This window comes from Catenulispora acidiphila DSM 44928, assembly GCF_000024025.1.
GTDB classification, from domain to species: domain Bacteria; phylum Actinomycetota; class Actinomycetes; order Streptomycetales; family Catenulisporaceae; genus Catenulispora; species Catenulispora acidiphila.
On the sequence record NC_013131.1, the window covers coordinates 4,802,942 to 4,820,155 of the forward strand.

Here is a 17,214-nt window from a genome sequence, read left to right on the forward strand (position 1 = left end):
GGACCCGTGTCTCGCCCCCGTGGAAGTCCCTGGCCGCGATGCACCAGGGGACCGGTCCAGCCACGAACATCGGGGAACGACCGTGAAACTGCTTGGGCGACGCGCCGAATGCGCGCACCTGGACGCGCTGTTCAAGACGATGCGTGACGGCGGCAGCGACGTGCTCCTGCTCTCCGGCGAGGCCGGCATCGGCAAGACCGCGCTGCTCGACTATGCCGTGCGTGCCGCCGCGGACCTGCGGATCCTGCGAACCTCCGGCGTCGAGTCCGAGATGGACCTTCCCTACGCCGCCCTGCACCGCCTGTGCCTGCCGCTGCTCGACGGTGTCGACCACCTGCCCGCGCCCCAGGCTGAGGCGCTGGCGACGGTCTTCGGGACGCGTGCCGGTGAGACACCTGGTCCGTTCCTGGTCGGTCTCGGCGTCCTCAACCTGCTCGCTGAGGCGGCGCGCGGCGGTCCGCTGCTGTGCGCGGTGGACGACGCGCACTGGCTCGACGACGCCTCCGCGCAGGCCATCGCCTTCGTCGCGCGCCGGCTGCGCGCCGAGTCGATCCTGATGCTGATCACCAGCCGCGGCCCGATCCCGAGCATGCGCGGGCTCGCCGAGTTCGGCGTGGAAGGCCTGGCGCCGACTGCCGCCGGCGAGCTGCTGGACTCCGTGGTGCGCTGGCCGCTGGACGACGGCGTCCGCGCCGCGATCCTCGCCGAGGCACGCGGCAATCCGCTGGCGCTGCTGGAACTCCCGCTCGCCTCGCCCGACCGGCTCGCCGGCGGCTTCGGGCTGCTGGAAGCCACGGCGCTCACCGGACGCATCGAGGAGAGCTTCCAGCGCCGGATCTCCGAGCTGCCCGCGGACTCCCAGGAGCTGCTGCTGCTCGCCGCCGCCGAATCGGCCGGCGATCCGGTGCTGATCTGGCGTGCCGCCGCAGTGCTCGGACTGAGTCCGGAGGCCGGGGGAGCGTGCCAGGACGCCGAACTGCTCACGATCGGCGTGCGCTTCGCCTTCCGGCATCCGCTGGTGCGCTCGGCGGTGTACCACGCGGCGTCGCCGGACGCCCGGCGCCGGGTGCACCGGGTCCTGGCCGAGGCGACGTCCCGCGAAGCCGACCCCGACCGGCGTGCCTGGCATCTGGCTCAGGCTGCTGAGAAGCAGGACGAGGCGGTCGCCGCCGAGCTGGAGGCGTCGGCGGATCGCGCGCAGTCCCGGGGCGGGCTGGCTGCCGCCGCCGCGTTCCTGGAGCGTGCCGCAGCCCTGACACCGGACCCGGTACGGCGTGCCGAACGAGAACTGCTCGCCGCGCGCGACAAATACCACGCCGGTGCTCCGGAGGGGGCGCAGATCCTGCTGGACAAGGTGGAATCCGGTCCGCCGGACGAGCTGCGCTCGGCGCACGTCCGGCAGCTGCGCGGCCACCTGGCGTTCGTCACCGGCGGCGCGGTCCGTGCCCCGAGCCTGCTGTTGGAGGCGGCGCGGCGCTTCGAAGGCCTCGATCCGGTCCTGGCGCGCGAGACCTACCTGGACGCCATCATCTATTCGCTGCGGACCGGCAGGTTCGCCGAGGGCGTCACGGTCACCGAGGTGGCCAGGGCCGCGGTCGCCGCGCCGGTCCCGTCCTCGCCGCCGCGAGCTCGGGACGTCCTGCTGGACGCGTTCGCGGTGCTGTACACCGACGGTCACGTCAAGGGCGTGCCTTTGGTGCGGCAGGCGCTGGAGGGCTTCACGCTGGAGGGACTGTCCGTCACGCAGGCGACGCGGTGGTTGTCGCTGGCTTGCTACGGAGCTTTCGCAACGTGGGATGACGTGGCGTGGGAGAAGCTCTCGCAGGAGAACGTCCGCCACATCCGGGAAACCGGAGCGCTGGGCATGCTGCCGGTCGCGCACTCCCAGCGGATGCTGGCGCACCTGCACGCCGGACAGTACCAGGCCGCTGCCGATCTGCTGGAGGAGTCCGACGCCATCGTCGCGGCGATCGGCGTGGACCGTCCCGCCTACGACGTGGCGGCGGTGGCGGCGTGGCGCGGTCAGGACGAACAGGCCACTGAGCTGCTGCGCATCGCTGAGAACGCCGCCGCCGAACGGCGCGACGGCAACGGGTTCACCTTCGTGAAGTACGCCTTCGCGGTCATGTACAACGGCCTCGGCCGCTTCGCCGAGGCGCGCGAGGCAGCACTGGCCGCCGCCGCGAGCCCGACGGGATCGGCGTTCGCGTTCTGGGCACTGAGCGAACTCGTCGAGGCGGCGCTCCGCTGCGGCGACCGAGCCCAAGCCGAGCAGGCGATGGAACAGCTCTCGACGACCACCGCACCCAGCGCGACCGACTGGGGTCTGGGCACCGAGGCGCGAGCACGTGCCCTGCTCAGCGACGGCGCCGAGGCCGAGGCGCACTACCGGGAGGCGATCGACCGGCTCGGGCGCAGCCGCGGCGTGGTCGACCTGGCGCGCACCCATCTTCTCTACGGCGAATGGCTACGCCGGCAGGACCGGACCGCCGACGCCCAGGAGCAGTTGAGCACCGCGCACACCCGGTTCGTACAGATCGGCGCCGAAGCCTACGCCGACCGCGCCCGCCGCGAACTCGCCGCCTGCGGAATCGCGGTCGCCGGTCCCACCGCCCAGAAGACGCTCGAACTGACCGAGCAAGAACGCCAGATCGCCCGCCGAGCCCGCGACGGCCGTTCGAACACTGAGATCGGCGTCGAGCTGTTCCTCAGCGCCCGCACGGTCGAGTGGCATCTTCGGAAAGTGTTCAGCAAGCTGGGTATCAGCTCACGGAGGGAGCTACGGACGGTGCTTCCGTAGCTTTCGCGAGACAGTCAGGGCTCACTCAGGGTCGACGTCGGGGTGCGTGAACCGCACGGGCTTGCCCAGCGATCGGGCGTAGGCGATTTCGGCTCGGGTGCTGTCTCCGATGGAGTCGCCGACTACGAGCACCTCATCAGCGAGCCGGATCTTCGCCCGGTGCAGTTCACCGAGCCGAACCTTCAGCGCCTCGGCCTCGACAGGATCGGACCACAGTCCGTGCGGCGACTTCATGTCGAAGCCCGGTTTGACGACGATCTTCCCGGCTTTGGTCTCCCGCAGATCGGCCTCGGTCATCTCGGTCATGAAGCGGGTGGAGCCGCAGATCACGACGATATGCGGGAGGCTCAACAGCTTCTTCGCTTCGGCGAGCTTCTCCTCGGGCGTGAGCAGTTGTCGATATGACACTGGTTCCTCGACTCCTTGGAGTAGATCGTCTAGGGGCTCAGTGCGTCGCCGAGTTCGCGGCGCGAGGTGATGCCCAGCTTGGCGAAGACGTTGCGCAGGTGCCATTCGACGGTGCGGGGGCTCAGGAACAGCTCCGCGCCGATCTCGGCGTTCGAGTGGCCGGCTGTGGCGAGGCGGGCGATCTGGGCCTCTTGCGGCGTCAGGATCGGGCCGCCGACTGTGCGCCGGCGGACGGTTTCTCCGGTGGCGAGGAGTTCGCGGCGGGCGCGTTCGGCGAAGGCCTCCATGCCGATGGCTACCGATGCCTCGTGGGCGGCGCGCAGCTCTTCGCGCGCCTGGGCGCGGCGGTTCTGGCGGCGCAGCCACTCGCCGAACAGCAGGCGGGCTCGGGCTGCGAAGGTGTCGAGGCCGCCCTCGGTGAAGTGCTCGACGGCCTCGCGGTAGCGGTCTTCGGCGACTTTGGGGGCGCCGGTGAGGGCGTCGGCGAGTGCGTAGGCGCCGAGGGCCCACGGCGTGCCGGCCTGGCTCCAGTCGGCCAGCTGACCGCAGGCGCGCGCCGCCGCCTGGGGGTCGCCGGCCCGGGTCGCGGCCTCGACCAGCTCGCTGAGCGTGCCGTGGTGCACGGCGAAGTCCGGGTACTCCAGACCCCGGTTCGCGGCCTGCAATGCCAGCGGGTAGTCGCCGAAGCCGTTGTGCAGCACCGCGCGCGCGTACGCCGCCAGGCCGATCAGCCGTCCCAAGCCGTGCTGCTCGCCGTCGCGGTCCATGGACTCGGCCAGGTCCAGCGTCGGCTGTTTGTGCCCTTGGTGCGCCGCGACCATGGCTTTGGTGGCCCGGTACACAGCCAGACCCATCGCCTGCTCGGCGGCCGCGGCGTCAGTGAGCAGATCATCGGCCTCTGAGAAACTTCCGGCGTATCCCACAGCGGCGGCTCGGTAGGTCAGTGCCGACGGCAGGATCGAGAGCGTTCCGGTGCTGCGGGCGAAGCGCACCGCCTGATCGGTGATGTCCTGGACCGCCCGCAGGTCGCCCATCTCCATCGCCACGTTCGCGGCGAACCACAGCAGTGGCAGGTCCTTGGTATCGGTGAAGGAGTGCAGCGCCTGCTCCAGCGGCGCGATCGCGGCGACCGGTCCGTCCGCGGCCCAGGAGATCAAGCCGTGCACGATCTTCCCGGCCGCGTCGTCGTCGGTCGGCAGGTCGCGGACGATCGCGGCGGCGCGGCGCAGTCCGTCCGGGTCGTTGCGTCCCGTGCTGAGAGCCGCGCCGAGCGCAGTCAGGGACGTGCGGCGCGCGGCGGCCGGGTCCAGATCGCGCAAGCCGTGCGCCGCGTCCAGCAGTGGTTCGACCGCCCCGAGTCCGGGGTTGACGACGTGCGTCGCCATCGCGCGCAGCCGGGCTGTGGTCGCGCGTTGCAGCGCGTCCAGCTGACCGAGTTCGGCGGCGGCGAGCAGATCGGGGACCCGGACTGGCAGTCCCGAATCGAGGTAGGCCTGTGCCGCTGCCAACGCTCGGCGCGCGCGGCCCTGCGAGTCGGGGGTGAGCGCGGCGGCGCGTTCCAGGAAGGAGCCCGCGGCTGCTCGGCCGCCGCGAGCCAGGGCCCTGTCGGCGGAGCTTTCCAGGGCTGCGGCGACGTCCTCATCGGGCTCGACGGCGGCATGCGCTTGATGCCACGCGCGCCGGTCGGGGTCGCGGTCGGCGTCGGTGGCCTCGCCCAGGGCGCGGTGTGCCGCACGCAGCGCCGCGGCATCGGCGCCGCGCCAGACCGCCGAGCGCACCAGCGGGTGGCGGAAGCGGACCGGGGCGCCCATGGAGATCAGATCCGCAGTCTCCGCAGGCGCCGCAGCCTCTGGTCCGACCTCCAGGAGCTCCAGCGCGCGCCACAGCAGCGGTGCGTCCCCGACCGGTTCGACCGCCGCGACGAGCAGCAGGGTGCGGGTGTCCGGCGGCAGCGCTTCGACGCGGCGGCGGAAGCCGTCCTCGACGCGGGTCGCCAGCCCTGCCGCGCCGTGTCCGCCGAAGCCGAACGCCAGCTCCGCTGCCGAGCGGCTGCGCGGCAGTTCCCGCAACGCCAAGGGGTTGCCGCCGGTCTCGGCGACGATCCGGTCCCGGACGCGGGCGTCCACCGGTCCGGGCAGTGCCTCCTCCAGCAGGGTGCGGGCGTCGGCGTCGGTGAGTCCGGTCAGGGGCAGATCCGGGAGTCCGGTCAGCCCGGGCAGCGCGGCTGGCGCGTGCGGCCCGTCCGGCGCGTCCGGCGCCTCCGCCTCGCCGTCGGCGGTCCGCTCGGCGAAGATCAGCGCCACCGCCTCGGCGTCCAGCCGCCGCCCGACGAAGGCCAGGATCAGGCGTGACATCAGGTCCAGCCACTGCGCGTCGTCGACCAGGCAGACCAGCGGCGTCTCGCTCGCGGCCTCGGCGAACAGGCCCAGGACCGCCATGCCGACCGCCATCATCTCCGGCGGCGTGCCCGAACTCAGACCGAACGCCACGCGCAGCGCGTCCTGCTGGACCGGCGGCAGACCGTCCAGATGTGACAAAAGCGGAGCGCACAGCTGTTGCAGCGTGGAGTAGGCGAAGTCGGATTCGGCCTCGACGCCGGCGGTGCGGGCGATCTGCAGCTGCCCGGACTGCGCCGCGACGTGCTCCAGCAGCGCCGTTTTGCCGATGCCGGCGTCGCCGCGCAGCACCAGCACCCGGCTGCGTCCGTCGCGCACGTCGCGGATCAGACGGTCCAGTTTTTCCAGCTCACGGCCGCGGCCGAGCAACGGGGACCTCGTGGCGCGCGGCATGGACCCATCTTACGAACGATCATCCGCACCGGGTGTCCACACGGCGCGGGCGCCTGGATACCCAAGCTTCCACAGAGGAAACAGGGGCAGACGTCACTACCAAGTCATACCGGCGCGATGCGATTCGCATGGGCTAATCGTGACGCCACGCACTTTCACGGTAGCTGTCCGCTGACGACAGTTGTTCACATCCCGACGTTCGAAAGGTGAGGCCGCGGACCATGGACGACCGCTACGAGGCGTACACGATGCTCGACCGGCATTTCTACGATGCCGTTCGTGGCGTCGGGCCCGCCACGCCCGGCTTCGCTGCCGGGGAGCGGGAGCTGCCGTCCGGGTGGCGGCGCTACGGCCAGGACGACTGGACGGTCGTGGAGCCCACGCCGCTGGAGCTGCCGGCGCAGGGCTGGAAGATCCACGCCTCGGCCGCCCTGGACAGCGCCGAGGAGATACTCGCCAAGGTCTACGAGTACTGCGTCCCGCGCGGAATCGCCTTCAAGTTCCTGCGCTCGCCGGCCGCGCTGCTCGCCCGGGTGTCGAAGTACGCCCCGCGCGGCTACTCCGGCAAGTTCATCACCATCTACCCCTCCGACGACGCCGCCTGCGAGCGCATCCTCACCGAGCTCGGCGAACAACTCGACGGTCTGCCGAACCCCTACATCCTCAGCGATCTGCGCTGGAACGCCGGTCCTCTGCACGTCCGCTACGGCGCCTTCGCCAATCGCTACACCGTCTCCGAGAGCGGTTCGGTGGTGCCGGCGATGGCCGCGCCCGACGGGACGCTGGTCCCGGACCGGCGCACGCCGGTGTTCCGCACGCCGGAGTGGGTGGAGCTGCCGGAGTTCCTGGCGCCGCAGCTGGCTGCGCGCAACGCCGTGACGCTCAACGACATGCCGTACAAGGTGGAGCGCGTTCTGCACTTCTCCAACGGCGGCGGCATATATGTCGGCCGTGACACGCGCACCGGCGACGAGGTCGTGCTCAAGGAGGGGCGGCCGCACGCCGGACTGGACGCCCGCGGCGCCGACGCCGTGCACCGCGTCGAGCACGAGTACGCGATGCTCAAACGCCTGGAGGGCATACCCGGCTTGCCGCATGCCAGGGACCTGCTTTGGGTCGGCGAGCACCGCTTCCTGGTCATGGACTACATCGACGACGGCGTCCCGTTGAGCCGCACGATGGGAGTCCGGTATCCGCTGACCGACCACGCGGCGACCGATGAGGACCGCCAGCGCTACACCGACTGGGCTCTGGACATCCACCGCCAGGTCAGCGAGACGCTGGACGCCATCCACGAGCGTGGCGTCGTCTACGGCGACCTGCACATGTTCAACGTGCTGGTGCGCGCCGACGACTCCATAGCCCTGCTGGACTTCGAAGTGTCCTGCGACGCCGTCGAGTCGGTCCGTCCCGGTCTGGGCAACCCCGGCTTCAGCGCGCCGGCGACGGTGACCGGCGTCGACCGCGACCGCTACGCGCTGGCCTGTCTGAGCCTGGCGCTGTTCCTGCCGCTGGCGAACATGATCTGGCTGCACCGTCCGAAGGCGCGCGACTTCGCCGCCGTGATCGCCGAGCAGTTCCCGGTCCCGCACGGCTTCCTCGCCGAGGCGGTCACGGTGATCACCGGTGTCGACGACCGTGCCCGGCCGCCGGCGCTGAACGTCCCGGTCCGGATCGAGCCCGAGCCGCACGACTGGCCCGCGATGCGCGCCGATCTGGTCCGCTCCATCGAGGCCAGCGCCACCCCGGAGCGCGACGACCGGCTGTTCCCCGGCGACATCAGGCAGTTCGCACTCGGCGGGCTCGGGCTCGCTCACGGCGCGGCCGGCGTGCTGTACGCCCTCGACGTCACCGGCGCCGGACGCTTCCCGCAGTATGAGGACTGGCTGCTGCGGCACGCCAAGGACCCCGGCGACGGCGCGCGCCCCGGCTTGTGGGACGGCATGCACGGCGCCGCCTTCGCCCTGGACCACCTCGGCCACCGCGCCGAAGCCCTGGACATCGTCGAGTCCTGTCTGCGCGACAACTGGGAGGCCTATGCCTCCGACCTCGCCGGCGGCTTGTCAGGGATCGGACTCAACCTGCTGCACCTGGCCGAGCGCACCGGCGAGAACGGACTCGCCGAAGCCGGTCTGCGCGCCGCCGAGATCGTCGCCGAACGGCTCGCCGCCCCGGACACCGCGCCGACCGTCTCCGGACGCGACGGCTTCCACGCCGGGCTGATGCGCGGGCACTCCGGGCAGGCGATGCTGATGCTGCGCGCCTTCGACACCGTCGGCGACAGCCGGTTCCTGGACTGCGCCGCCGAGGCCCTGCAACGGGATCTGCGCCGGTGTGTAGTCCGGGACAAGCAGGCCATGCACGTCGACGAGGGCTGGCGCACCCTGCCGTACTTGGACGTCGGCAGCATCGGCATCGGCGTGGCGCTGGACGCCTATCTGGCGGTCCGCCCCGACGACGAGGACCCGAAGTTCGCCGAGGCCGCCGAGACCATCCCCGTGGCCGCGCACTCCCCGCTGTACGCCCTGCCGGGCCTGTACTCCGGGCGCGCCGGGATCATCCTCTACCTGGCCGGCCGGACCCCCGAGCGTCACCGCGACCCGCTGCTCGCCGCCCAGGTGCGGAGCCTGACGTGGCACACGCTGCCCTACGGCGGCGGCACGGCGTTCCCCGGCGGCGGGCTGATGCGCCTGTCCATGGACCTGGCCACCGGGACCGCAGGGGTCCTGCTGGCCCTGGGCGCGGCCCTGCACGACGAGCCGGTGCACGCACCGCTGCTCGCCCCCAAGACTCCCGTGCCGTCCGGCGCGGGGCAGCCAAAAACAGGAAGGTGAAGAAGATGACCGAGGAGATGACTCTGCTCGACCTGCAGGGCATGGAGCAGACCGAGACCGACAGCTGGGGCGGCAGCGGCCACGGCGGCGGCGGCGACTCGGGCCTGAGCGTCACCGGCTGCAACGGCCACAGCGGCATCAGCCTGCTCTGCGACCTCTGATCGACCACCCTGCGGGGTGATCGGACCGGCCCGCGCGGCCGGCCCACCACATAGCGCGGCGGCCCCGGACGGCTGACATTCGCCCGGGGCCGCCGACGCGAGGTCGGTACCAGCAGGACGGCCGCGGCAGCCCGTCGGCCACCCGGCACCCCCGCCCTACCCCCTATGACACCCGATCGTTGAGGCGGCGTCCAGATGAGCGGCTCCACAAGTGCTGTACGGCACCGCGATGGCCCGCTGCCCGGGACCGGAGCGGCGGCGGTATGAGGGAGTTAGAGTGTGGCGGTGCGGCGGTGATTGAGGCCGCGCGCGGTTGCGGTCGCAGTCGGAGTCGGACTGGCGCGCTGAGCGACGACCTTTGCGATGGCCGCCTCGGGCTGGCTGCCTCCGATCCCACTGGCGGCATGTTCTGCTTCGCGAGGGCTGTGCGGCCCTGCATGAACCTGCACGCGAGTGCCGCTCGCAACTGCGGTGGCTGGCTGGCAGTTGCGGGTGTCGGCGGTCGGGGTCGGGCCCGCGCGCTGAGAGATGTGCGCGATGGTCGCCTGGGACTGGCTGACTCCGGTCTGACTGGCGGCATGTTGTGCTTCGCGAGTGCTGTGCAGCCCTGCATGAGTTTCCGCGCGATTGCCGCTCGGAACGGCGGAGGCTGGCTGGCAGCTGCGAGCGTTAGCGGTCGCGGCCGGGCTGGCGCCCTGAGGGATGTGCGCGATGGTCGCCTGGGACTGGCTGATTCCGGTCCGGCTGGCGGCATGTTGTGCTTCGCGAGTGCTGTGCAGCCCTGCATGAGTTTCCGCGCGATTGCCGCTCGGAACGGCGGAGGCTGGCTGGCAGCTGCGAGTGCCGGCGGTCGCGGCCGGGCCAGCGCGCTCAGCGGCGTGTCGGGCATCGCGAATGCTGCGCAGACCGGTACTAGCCGCACTCAGAATGTTGCGTGCCGCCGCCAGCCGACGATCGGTCCGGCCGCATGAGCAGTGCCTACGCGAGCGCGGTCCGCCATGGCGGAGCTTGGTTGCCCACCATCGGTCTGGCAGCCCTGGGCTCCACCGCCGTCACGCTGGCCGTGCCTGATGTGCTCGGCGCCGCCATCGACGCTGCGGCGACCGGGCACAGCGTCGCCGGGCGGCTCCTGCTCGCCGGCGGGTTGATGGTCTTCGGCGTGCTCTGCGACATGACCGCGGGCTACGCCGCTGCGGCCTGTACCGCCGGTACCACCGCCTGGCTGCGGTTGCGGATGACGCGGCGGGTGCTGGATGCCGGGCCGGCCGCCAGTGGGTCCTTCGCCTCGGGCGATTTGCTGGGGCGGGTGTGCGGTAATGCCGCTGATGCCGGGCGGGCCGGGCCGGGTGCCGTCACCGCGCTGACCGCGGTTGCGCCGCCGGTGGGGAGTCTGGTGCTGCTCGCTGTCATCGATCCCTGGCTTGCCGTGGCGTTCCTGGCCGGTACCGCCGGGGTCATCCTGGTGCTGCGTTCCTTTACTCAGGGCACTTCTCGCGTTCTGCGGACCTACTTGGAGATTCAGGGTCGGATTGTCGGGCGGCTGGTCGAATCGCTGGGCGGCATCCGTACCATCGCCGCTGCCGGGACCGCTGCCGCTGAGCGCGATCGCGTTCTGGCCGAGTTGCCCGACCTGCATGCCGCCGGGCGCGCCACCTGGCGGGTCCTGGCGCGCTCGACGTTCCAGGGTGCCGTGCTCGGGCCGGCCACGCTCGCCGCGGTGCTGGCTGTCGGCGGTGTGGAGCTGGCGCGCGGCCGCATGACGCCCGGCGAGCTGTTCGCCGCCAGTCGCTACGCCTCCATCGGTACCGGGCTCGGCGGCCTCACCTCGGTGTTCGCCGCCGTCGCACGTACCCGGGCCGGTGCGGCGCGCGTCGGCGAGCTGCTGGACCTCCCAGTGGTCGAATACGGCGATCAGGCCGTTCCCGAAGGCAGCGGCGAGTTGACGTTCCTGGCCGTGTCCTCCGGCGTCCTGCGCGACATCGACCTGACGGTCCCCGGCGGAGCCGCCGTCGCCGTGGTCGGTCCCTCCGGCTCCGGCAAGTCGGCGCTCGCCGCGCTCGCCGCCCGGCTCCGCGACCCCGAGCAAGGCAGCGTCCTGCTGGACGGCGTGCGGCTGCCAGAGATCGCACACGACCAACTCCGCGCCGCCGTGGGCTGTGCCTTCGAGCGCCCGACGCTCGTCGGCGCGACCGTCGCCGACGCCGTCGCCCCAGGACTGCCGCGCGAACGCGTGGAAGCCTCAGCGCGGGCAGCCCGCGCGGACGCCTTCGTCCGCCTCCTGCCCTCCGGCTACGACACCCCCCTGGCCGAAGCGCCGATGTCCGGGGGAGAGGCGCAGCGGATCGGGCTCGCTCGCGCCTGGACCGCCGACCGCCTCCTCGTGCTGGACGATGCGACCTCCAGCCTGGACACCGCCACCGAGGCACTCATCAGCGACGCCCTGCTCGGCGGCGCGCGCGGCCGGACACGGCTGATCGTGACGCACCGCGCGGCGACGGCGGCACAGTCCGATCTGGTCGTGTGGCTCGAGAACGGACGGATCCGGCGGGTCGGCAGCCACGCCCTGCTGTGGCAGGACGCTGCCTACCGGGAGGTGTTCGCCGCATGAGGGGACGCGAGATCGGCTTCGCTTTCAGCACAGTGCGGCGCTCCTCTGTCATCGCGCTGTGCTGCTGGTCCCTGCTGGAGGTCCCGTCCTCGGCGCTGTCCGGCATCGCCGTGGCGCACGCGCTCGACGACGGCTTCCTGCGCCACCGCACCGGCGTCGGCCTGACCTGGATCGCGGTGCTGCTGGCCGCCGCCACACTGGCGGCGCTCGGCGCGCGCCGCGTCTTCGCGTTGCTGGGCAACTTCGTCGAGCCGCTGCGTGACGTCCTGGTCCGCCGCGTCGTGGACGCCGCCGTGACGCGCGGCGTGGCAGGCGAGCGTGACGGCGGCGCCGCGGCCCGCCTGACCCGCCAGGTGGAGACGGTCCGCGACTCCTTCGCCGGCATCATCATCGCCGTCCGCGGGTTCGTCGTCACCGCGCTCGGGACGGCGGTCGGCGCGCTCGCGCTGGGTCCGCTGGTCGCGGTGATCGTGATGCCGCCGTTCGTGGTCGGGTTCGGGCTCTTCCTCGGCGTGCTGCGGGTCGCCGCCGAACGCCAGCGGGCCAGTGTCCTCGGCGAGGAGAAGGTGGCCGCTGCCGCAGGTCCGGTCCTGGCGGCGGTGCGCGACATCGCGGCGGGCGGAACCGAGCGCTACGCGGCCGATCTGGTCGGCGGGCCGGTCCTGGTGCAGGCCGGCATCGAGCGGGCGCTGGCGCGGGTCGCCGCGCTGCGCCAGCTGTGCTTCGCCATCGGCGGCTGGCTGCCCGCGCTGCTGTTGCTGATGGCCGGTCCGGCGCTGCTGCGGCACGGGCTCACCGCCGGCGATCTGGTCGGCGGGCTGACGTTCGTGGTCTCGGGCATCCAGCCCGCGCTGCGCGGCGTCATGTCAGGGCTCGGTGACAGCGGTCTGCGATTCTCGATCACGTTGGCCCGCTTGCTGCAAGCCACCGAACCGGTGCCGCAGCCGACGTTCGCCCCGGCCGAATCGCACACCGACTTCGCCGGTGAGGGGCTGGCGCTGCGCGGCGTCACCTTCGCCTACGGCCCGGCCTCCGAGCCGGTGCTGCGCGATCTCGATCTGACCGTCGAACCCGGCGATCATCTCGCGGTCGTCGGGCCCAGCGGGATCGGCAAATCCACCATGGCCGCCCTCATTTGCGGATTGCGGCCGCCGGACGCCGGAACCGTTTTGCTGGGCGGCATTGATGCGGCGAGCCTGCCTCCGGACCGCCTTGCGGGAATACGAGTTTTGATTCCTCAGGAAGCCTATGTATTCGCCGGATCGCTTCGCGAAAACCTTGCGTATCTCGCGCCACAAGCGTCCGACGATCGCATCACCGCCTCCACCGAAGCCGTGGGCGCCGACGCCCTCCTGGCCCGCCTCGGCGGCCTGGACGCGCTGCTGGTCCCCAACGAGCTGTCGGCCGGCGAGCGACAGCTGCTGGCGCTGGCCCGCGCGCATCTGTCGCCGGCGCCGCTGGCGGTCCTGGACGAGGCGACGTGCCACCTGGACCCGGTCGCCGAACGCCGTGCCGAGCAAGCCTTCGCCGACCGCGGCGGCACCCTGATCGTCATCGCGCACCGGCTCAGCTCCGCGCTGCGCGCCGAGCGGGTCCTGGTCTTGGACGGCGTGCGCGCCGACGCGGGAAGCCACGAGGAGCTCAGCGAACGCTCCGCGCTGTACCGCGAGCTGCTGGCGCACTGGTCCGCCGGCTCGGAGCCGGTCCCGGCCGCCGGCTCAGATCCAGCCCTCGTCGCGGGCGATGCGCACGGCCTCGATGCGGCTGCGCGCGCCGGTCTTGGAGATGGCCCTCGACAGATAGTTGCGAACAGTGCCGTTACTTAAGAACAGCTCCGCGGCGATGGCCTTGGTGGGCGAGCCGTCCATCGCCTTCACCAGCACCTCCCGCTCCCGGTCGGTGAGCGGGTTGTCGACCGCGGACAGCGCGGCCACCGCCAGCTCCAGGTCCAGCACCGGTTTGCCGTCGACGATCCGGCGCAGCCCGTCGATCAGCTGCGCGGGGGAGGCGTCCACGGTCAGGAAGCCGGTCTGCGGCGCCAGCCGGGTCAGCGCTCCCAGCGTCGCCGCCCAGCGCTCCACGAGAATCAGGACTTTGAGGTCCGGACGGCGTTCGCACAGCTGAACGCACATCGCGTCCACCGGCGGCACGCCGGGAAGTTCGGCGTCGAGCAGGATGACGTCCGGCCTTCGGCGCCGTACGGCCGGCCAGACGTCTTCCAACCGTGTGGGCCGCACGACCACCCGGAAGTCGCCTTCCCGGACCAGTAGTGCCGCCAGACCCTCCCTCCACAGAACAGACCTTTGCGCCAGCGCGATCTCGATCAACGTCGCCCCCATCCACAGCCGTTCGCGGTCCGTCGTCCCCGGGTGGCACCGGACCCGCTCGCCGATCACGTTCCGCCCCCGCGCAGTGACGCTCAGCCTAGCCAATCAATACTGTTTCCGAAAATGCCGTAGGGCGAAATACCTGTGTGCTTCTTGGCCGATTCACGCTTTTGACTATGCCCGCGCCCACCTGCTACGCGGCGGAATGCACGGCGGTTCGCAGGACCGCGTTCGGCGTTATAGGGGGCGCATTCTTGGTCGCTCTTTATTTCGAATAGTGAACGATCCGTCCCCGTCATGTCAGTGCCCTGATTCAATCCGCACTGGACCCGGTCCGTTACCGACCGGAAACGTCCTGCGGCGGCTATGCCGCCAGCCCTGCCGGAGCCGGCTGCGCCAGCAGCCTCCGGATGTCCCGCACGGCCTCGCGCCCGGCCCGGTTGGCGCCCACGGTGCTCGCCGAGGGCCCGTAACCGACCAGGTGCAGCCGGGGTTCCAGAACGACGCGCGTTCCGTCCATGGTGATGCCGCCGCCCGGCGCGCGCAGATGCAGCGGGGTCAGGTGGTCCAAAGCGGCGCGCCATCCGGTGCACCACAGGATCACGTCCGCCGCTACAGATCGGGGAGGCGCGCCGAGGGATGCGGTGTTTTCGGTGTTTTCATCGCTTGCGGTGTCTATGGGGTCTGCGATGCGCGCGGCATCGGCGGGAGCGGTGGCGTCCGGGGCGTCCCAGGCGATCCCTTCCGGCGTGATCCGGTCGAACATCGGCAGCCGCTGGAGCACTCCGCTGCGCTGCGCCTCGCGGATCGCCTCGGTGACCGGCAGACCGGTGACGCTGACCACGCTCTGCGGCACGAGCCCGGCGCGCACGCGGCGGTCCACCATGGCGACCACCTCGCGTCCGTACTCCCGCGTGAACGGCTCCTCGCGGAACACCGGCGGCCGGCGCGTCACCCAGGTCGTCGTGGCGCCCGCCTCGGCGAGTTCGGCGAGCAGCTGGATCGCGGTGATCCCGCCGCCGACGACGACCACGCGCTTGCCCGCGAACTCCTGCGGGCCGGGGTAGGTCGCGGCGTGCAACTGGCGGCCGCGGAAGGTTTCCCGGCCGGGGTAGTACGGCCAGAACGGCTTGTTCCACGTGCCTGTGGCGTTGATCACTGCGCGCGCCGCCCACGTCTGGGCGCCGCTCGCGGTGTCGGTCCGGACCAGCAGGCGGTCATCCGGTCCGGAGCGCACGGCGCTGACGGCCGCCGGACGGCGCACGGCGAGCTGGAAGCGTTCCTCGTACTGCGCGAAGTAGCGGGGGACCGCCACGGAGGCCTGCTCCTGCGGCGAGGGCGGCTCGAAGGCCATGCCCGGCAGGTCGAAGATGCCGTTGACGGTCTCCATCCGCAGCGAGGGCCAGCGGTGCTGCCACGCGCCTCCCGGTGCCCGATCCCCGTCGAGGACCACGTAGCCAGTGTCAGGCGCGAAGCCGGCTCGGTGCAGGTGGTAGGCACTGGACAGTCCGGCCTGGCCGGCACCGATCACCACGACGTCGGTCATCCGCGGGTCCTCGTTCACGGAGGGTGGAACAATCAAGCGGCCTCAATCCTTCCTGCGGCGTCGGCATCGGCAACGGCATAGGCGTCGGCAGACAACCGCGCCTCCCTCGCCGCGATAGAGGTTCTGCTCCAGGTCACCGGCAGTGTCGCGGCCTTGCGATAGAGAATCGATAGCGGCGCGTAAGCCGAAAGCCGAACGATGGCCGTGCCGCCGCGTCGGCCACCGCAGTCAGCCGGCGCGGCGACACATGCCCGCACCCCCCCCGCAGCCCCCTCAGCCCGCCCGCTCAGCGGAGGCGGGCCCGGCGTCGGTCGCGAAGTCGGGAATGCGCGGCGGCATCGCGCCGGAATCCTGGAACGTGCAGAAGGAATGCGGCGAGATGAACAGCGCCAGCTGCAGATCCTTGTGGGCGTCGGTGACTCTGAACTCGACGATGGCGCGCGGGTGCAGCGGGACGCTGCCCAGGCCGTGGTAGTAGCCGTCGAGGTCGAACACCAGCTGGTAGGTGCCGCGGCCGGCGGGGGCGGGATGCAGCTCCAGGCGGCCGTCGCCGCCGGTGCGGCCTGTGGACAGCTCTTGCCACCCGGCCTCGCTGCGGCGCCGGAGCCGGGCTGAGAGCTCGGCTCCGGGCACGCCGAAGGCGACGTCGATGACGAGGATGGACAACTTCACCTGAGAACCATCGCCTTCAAGCGGGGCCGGAGTCGCGCATGTGCTCCGGCTCTTCGATCCGGGGTCTGAGCGATGTGGGGGTGAAGCTTATGGTCGGGACCGTCCCTATTGCCGTGGCATCGGGACGGCATCGCCCGGCTCGGGCGGTCAGTCCAGACAGAACTCGTTGCCTTCGATGTCCTGCATCAGAAGGCAGGATTCGTTCTCCTCGTCGGCCGCCAACAGGCGGACCCGCGTCGCGCCGAGGGCGGCCAGGCGCGCGCCCTCGGCTTCCAGCACGGCGACGCGCTCGGCGCCGGCGAACCCGGTCGCGGTGCGCACGTCCAGGTGCAGCCGGTTCTTCACGACCTTGCCTTCCGGGACCGGCTGGAAGTACAGGCGCGGGCCGACCCCGGTGGGATCGACGCAGCCGATCGCCGGGCCCACCTCGTCGGCCGGCACGACGTATCCCAGGACCTCGCACCAGAACCGGGCCAGGGGCTCGGGTTCGGCGCAGTCGAAGGTGACTTGGAACTGCTTGATCGATGGCACGGCGCCAGCTTAGTGGCGCCGGGTTGCACGCCTGCGAAGATCACCATCGCAGTGTTCGAAATCCCGTTCGATAAGCGACAGTTGGTGAGCGGATAAGCCCTCTGCGTAGCTTCGCCACCGCCGGGCCCGCCCATACCGAGGACGGATCCCGAGCGACTTCTGACGAAGGGTGCACTGCGATGACCGCCATATCCCCCCGGTCCCGCCACTCGCGGATCGCCGCCGGTCTGCTGCTGCTCACCGCGGCCGCCGGAACGACCGCCGCCGTGGCCGGGCCGGCCGCCGCGAGCCTGGGATCCTCCACCGCCGTCACGCACTTCGCCGCCGCGGCCGACCCGACTTCGAGCTCGGCCGCCGCGCCGGACAACACTGTGTGGGACTGAGGGGACTGACGCGGTCTGATGGGGACTGACGGGCCCGACAGGGCTGCCGAAGGGCCGAGGAGGGCCCACGGCGGCTGACGACGGCTGTGGCGGCGGGTCAGACCCGCCGCTGCCCGCATCGCGGGAACCGGCGCTCGCGACGCCGGTGCCGGAAA

12 protein-coding genes are annotated in these 17,214 nt (G+C 71.7%); 6 read left to right on the forward strand and 6 right to left on the reverse strand.

The window, feature by feature from the left end:
* Window positions 1-82: 82 nt before the first annotated feature.
* Complete coding sequence (locus CACI_RS20960) at window positions 83-2,800, forward strand: AAA family ATPase (protein WP_015792829.1); 2,718 nt, start codon at window positions 83-85, stop codon at window positions 2,798-2,800.
* Between the two features lie 21 nt (window positions 2,801-2,821).
* On the opposite strand, the gene CACI_RS20965 is transcribed toward CACI_RS20960, so the two are convergent.
* Window positions 2,822-3,208, reverse strand: a complete 387-nt coding sequence (locus CACI_RS20965) for a hypothetical protein (protein ID WP_015792830.1) — start codon at window positions 3,206-3,208, stop codon at window positions 2,822-2,824.
* 29 nt (window positions 3,209-3,237) lie between these two features.
* The gene (locus tag CACI_RS20970; protein ID WP_015792831.1) at window positions 3,238-5,997 is read right to left on the reverse strand and encodes an AAA family ATPase; all 2,760 of its coding nucleotides are present in this window, start codon (window positions 5,995-5,997) and stop codon (window positions 3,238-3,240) included.
* A 221-nt stretch (window positions 5,998-6,218) separates the two neighbouring features.
* On the opposite strand from CACI_RS20970, the gene lanKC reads away from it, so the two are divergent.
* The 4 genes from lanKC (at window position 6,219) to CACI_RS20985 (ending at window position 13,426) form a co-directional block, all read left to right on the forward strand.
* Complete coding sequence (gene lanKC / locus CACI_RS20975; RefSeq protein WP_015792832.1) at window positions 6,219-8,831, forward strand: class III lanthionine synthetase LanKC; 2,613 nt, start codon at window positions 6,219-6,221, stop codon at window positions 8,829-8,831.
* 5 nt (window positions 8,832-8,836) lie between these two features.
* Window positions 8,837-8,992: a SapB/AmfS family lanthipeptide gene (locus CACI_RS49205; RefSeq protein WP_015792833.1), complete on the forward strand. Its 156-nt coding sequence runs from the start codon at window positions 8,837-8,839 to the stop codon at window positions 8,990-8,992.
* Window positions 8,993-9,959: 967 nt separating this feature from the next.
* Window positions 9,960-11,600, forward strand: coding sequence for an ABC transporter ATP-binding protein (locus tag CACI_RS20980; protein WP_015792835.1), 1,641 nt, complete (start codon window positions 9,960-9,962; stop codon window positions 11,598-11,600).
* A complete protein-coding gene (locus CACI_RS20985) occupies window positions 11,597-13,426 on the forward strand; it encodes an ATP-binding cassette domain-containing protein (RefSeq protein ID WP_015792836.1) in 1,830 nt (609 codons plus the stop codon). Before CACI_RS20980 ends, CACI_RS20985 begins: the two co-directional genes overlap by 4 nt.
* On the opposite strand, the gene CACI_RS20990 is transcribed toward CACI_RS20985, so the two are convergent.
* The 4 genes from CACI_RS20990 to CACI_RS21005 form a co-directional block, all read right to left on the reverse strand.
* Window positions 13,319-13,996 (reverse strand): response regulator transcription factor, encoded by a 678-nt coding sequence (locus CACI_RS20990; protein WP_223297600.1) that lies wholly within the window; start codon window positions 13,994-13,996, stop codon window positions 13,319-13,321. The two genes, CACI_RS20985 and CACI_RS20990, sit on opposite strands and share 108 nt — an antisense overlap.
* Window positions 13,997-14,291: 295 nt before the next feature.
* Complete coding sequence (locus tag CACI_RS20995) at window positions 14,292-15,473, reverse strand: NAD(P)-binding domain-containing protein (protein WP_015792838.1); 1,182 nt, start codon at window positions 15,471-15,473, stop codon at window positions 14,292-14,294.
* A 273-nt stretch (window positions 15,474-15,746) separates the two neighbouring features.
* On the reverse strand, window positions 15,747-16,145 hold the full coding sequence (locus CACI_RS21000; RefSeq protein ID WP_015792839.1) for a hydroxyisourate hydrolase: 399 nt from the start codon (window positions 16,143-16,145) through the stop codon (window positions 15,747-15,749).
* A 147-nt stretch (window positions 16,146-16,292) separates the two neighbouring features.
* Window positions 16,293-16,676, reverse strand: coding sequence for a VOC family protein (locus CACI_RS21005; protein ID WP_015792840.1), 384 nt, complete (start codon window positions 16,674-16,676; stop codon window positions 16,293-16,295).
* 179 nt (window positions 16,677-16,855) lie between these two features.
* Between CACI_RS21005 and CACI_RS21010 the strand changes: the two genes are divergently transcribed.
* Complete coding sequence (locus tag CACI_RS21010) at window positions 16,856-17,059, forward strand: hypothetical protein (protein WP_015792841.1); 204 nt, start codon at window positions 16,856-16,858, stop codon at window positions 17,057-17,059.
* Window positions 17,060-17,214: the final 155 nt, after the last annotated feature.

Coding starts and splice junctions, on each gene's coding strand:
- CACI_RS20970 (WP_015792831.1), bottom strand. CDS start 5,997: ATGCCGCGCGCCACGAGGTCCCCGTTGCTCGGCCGCGGCCGTGAGCTG.
- lanKC (WP_015792832.1), top strand. CDS start 6,219: ATGGACGACCGCTACGAGGCGTACACGATGCTCGACCGGCATTTCTAC.
- CACI_RS49205 (WP_015792833.1), top strand. CDS start 8,837: ATGACCGAGGAGATGACTCTGCTCGACCTGCAGGGCATGGAGCAGACC.
- CACI_RS20980 (WP_015792835.1), top strand. CDS start 9,960: ATGAGCAGTGCCTACGCGAGCGCGGTCCGCCATGGCGGAGCTTGGTTG.
- CACI_RS20985 (WP_015792836.1), top strand. CDS start 11,597: ATGAGGGGACGCGAGATCGGCTTCGCTTTCAGCACAGTGCGGCGCTCC.
- CACI_RS20995 (WP_015792838.1), bottom strand. CDS start 15,473: ATGACCGACGTCGTGGTGATCGGTGCCGGCCAGGCCGGACTGTCCAGT.
- CACI_RS21010 (WP_015792841.1), top strand. CDS start 16,856: ATGACCGCCATATCCCCCCGGTCCCGCCACTCGCGGATCGCCGCCGGT.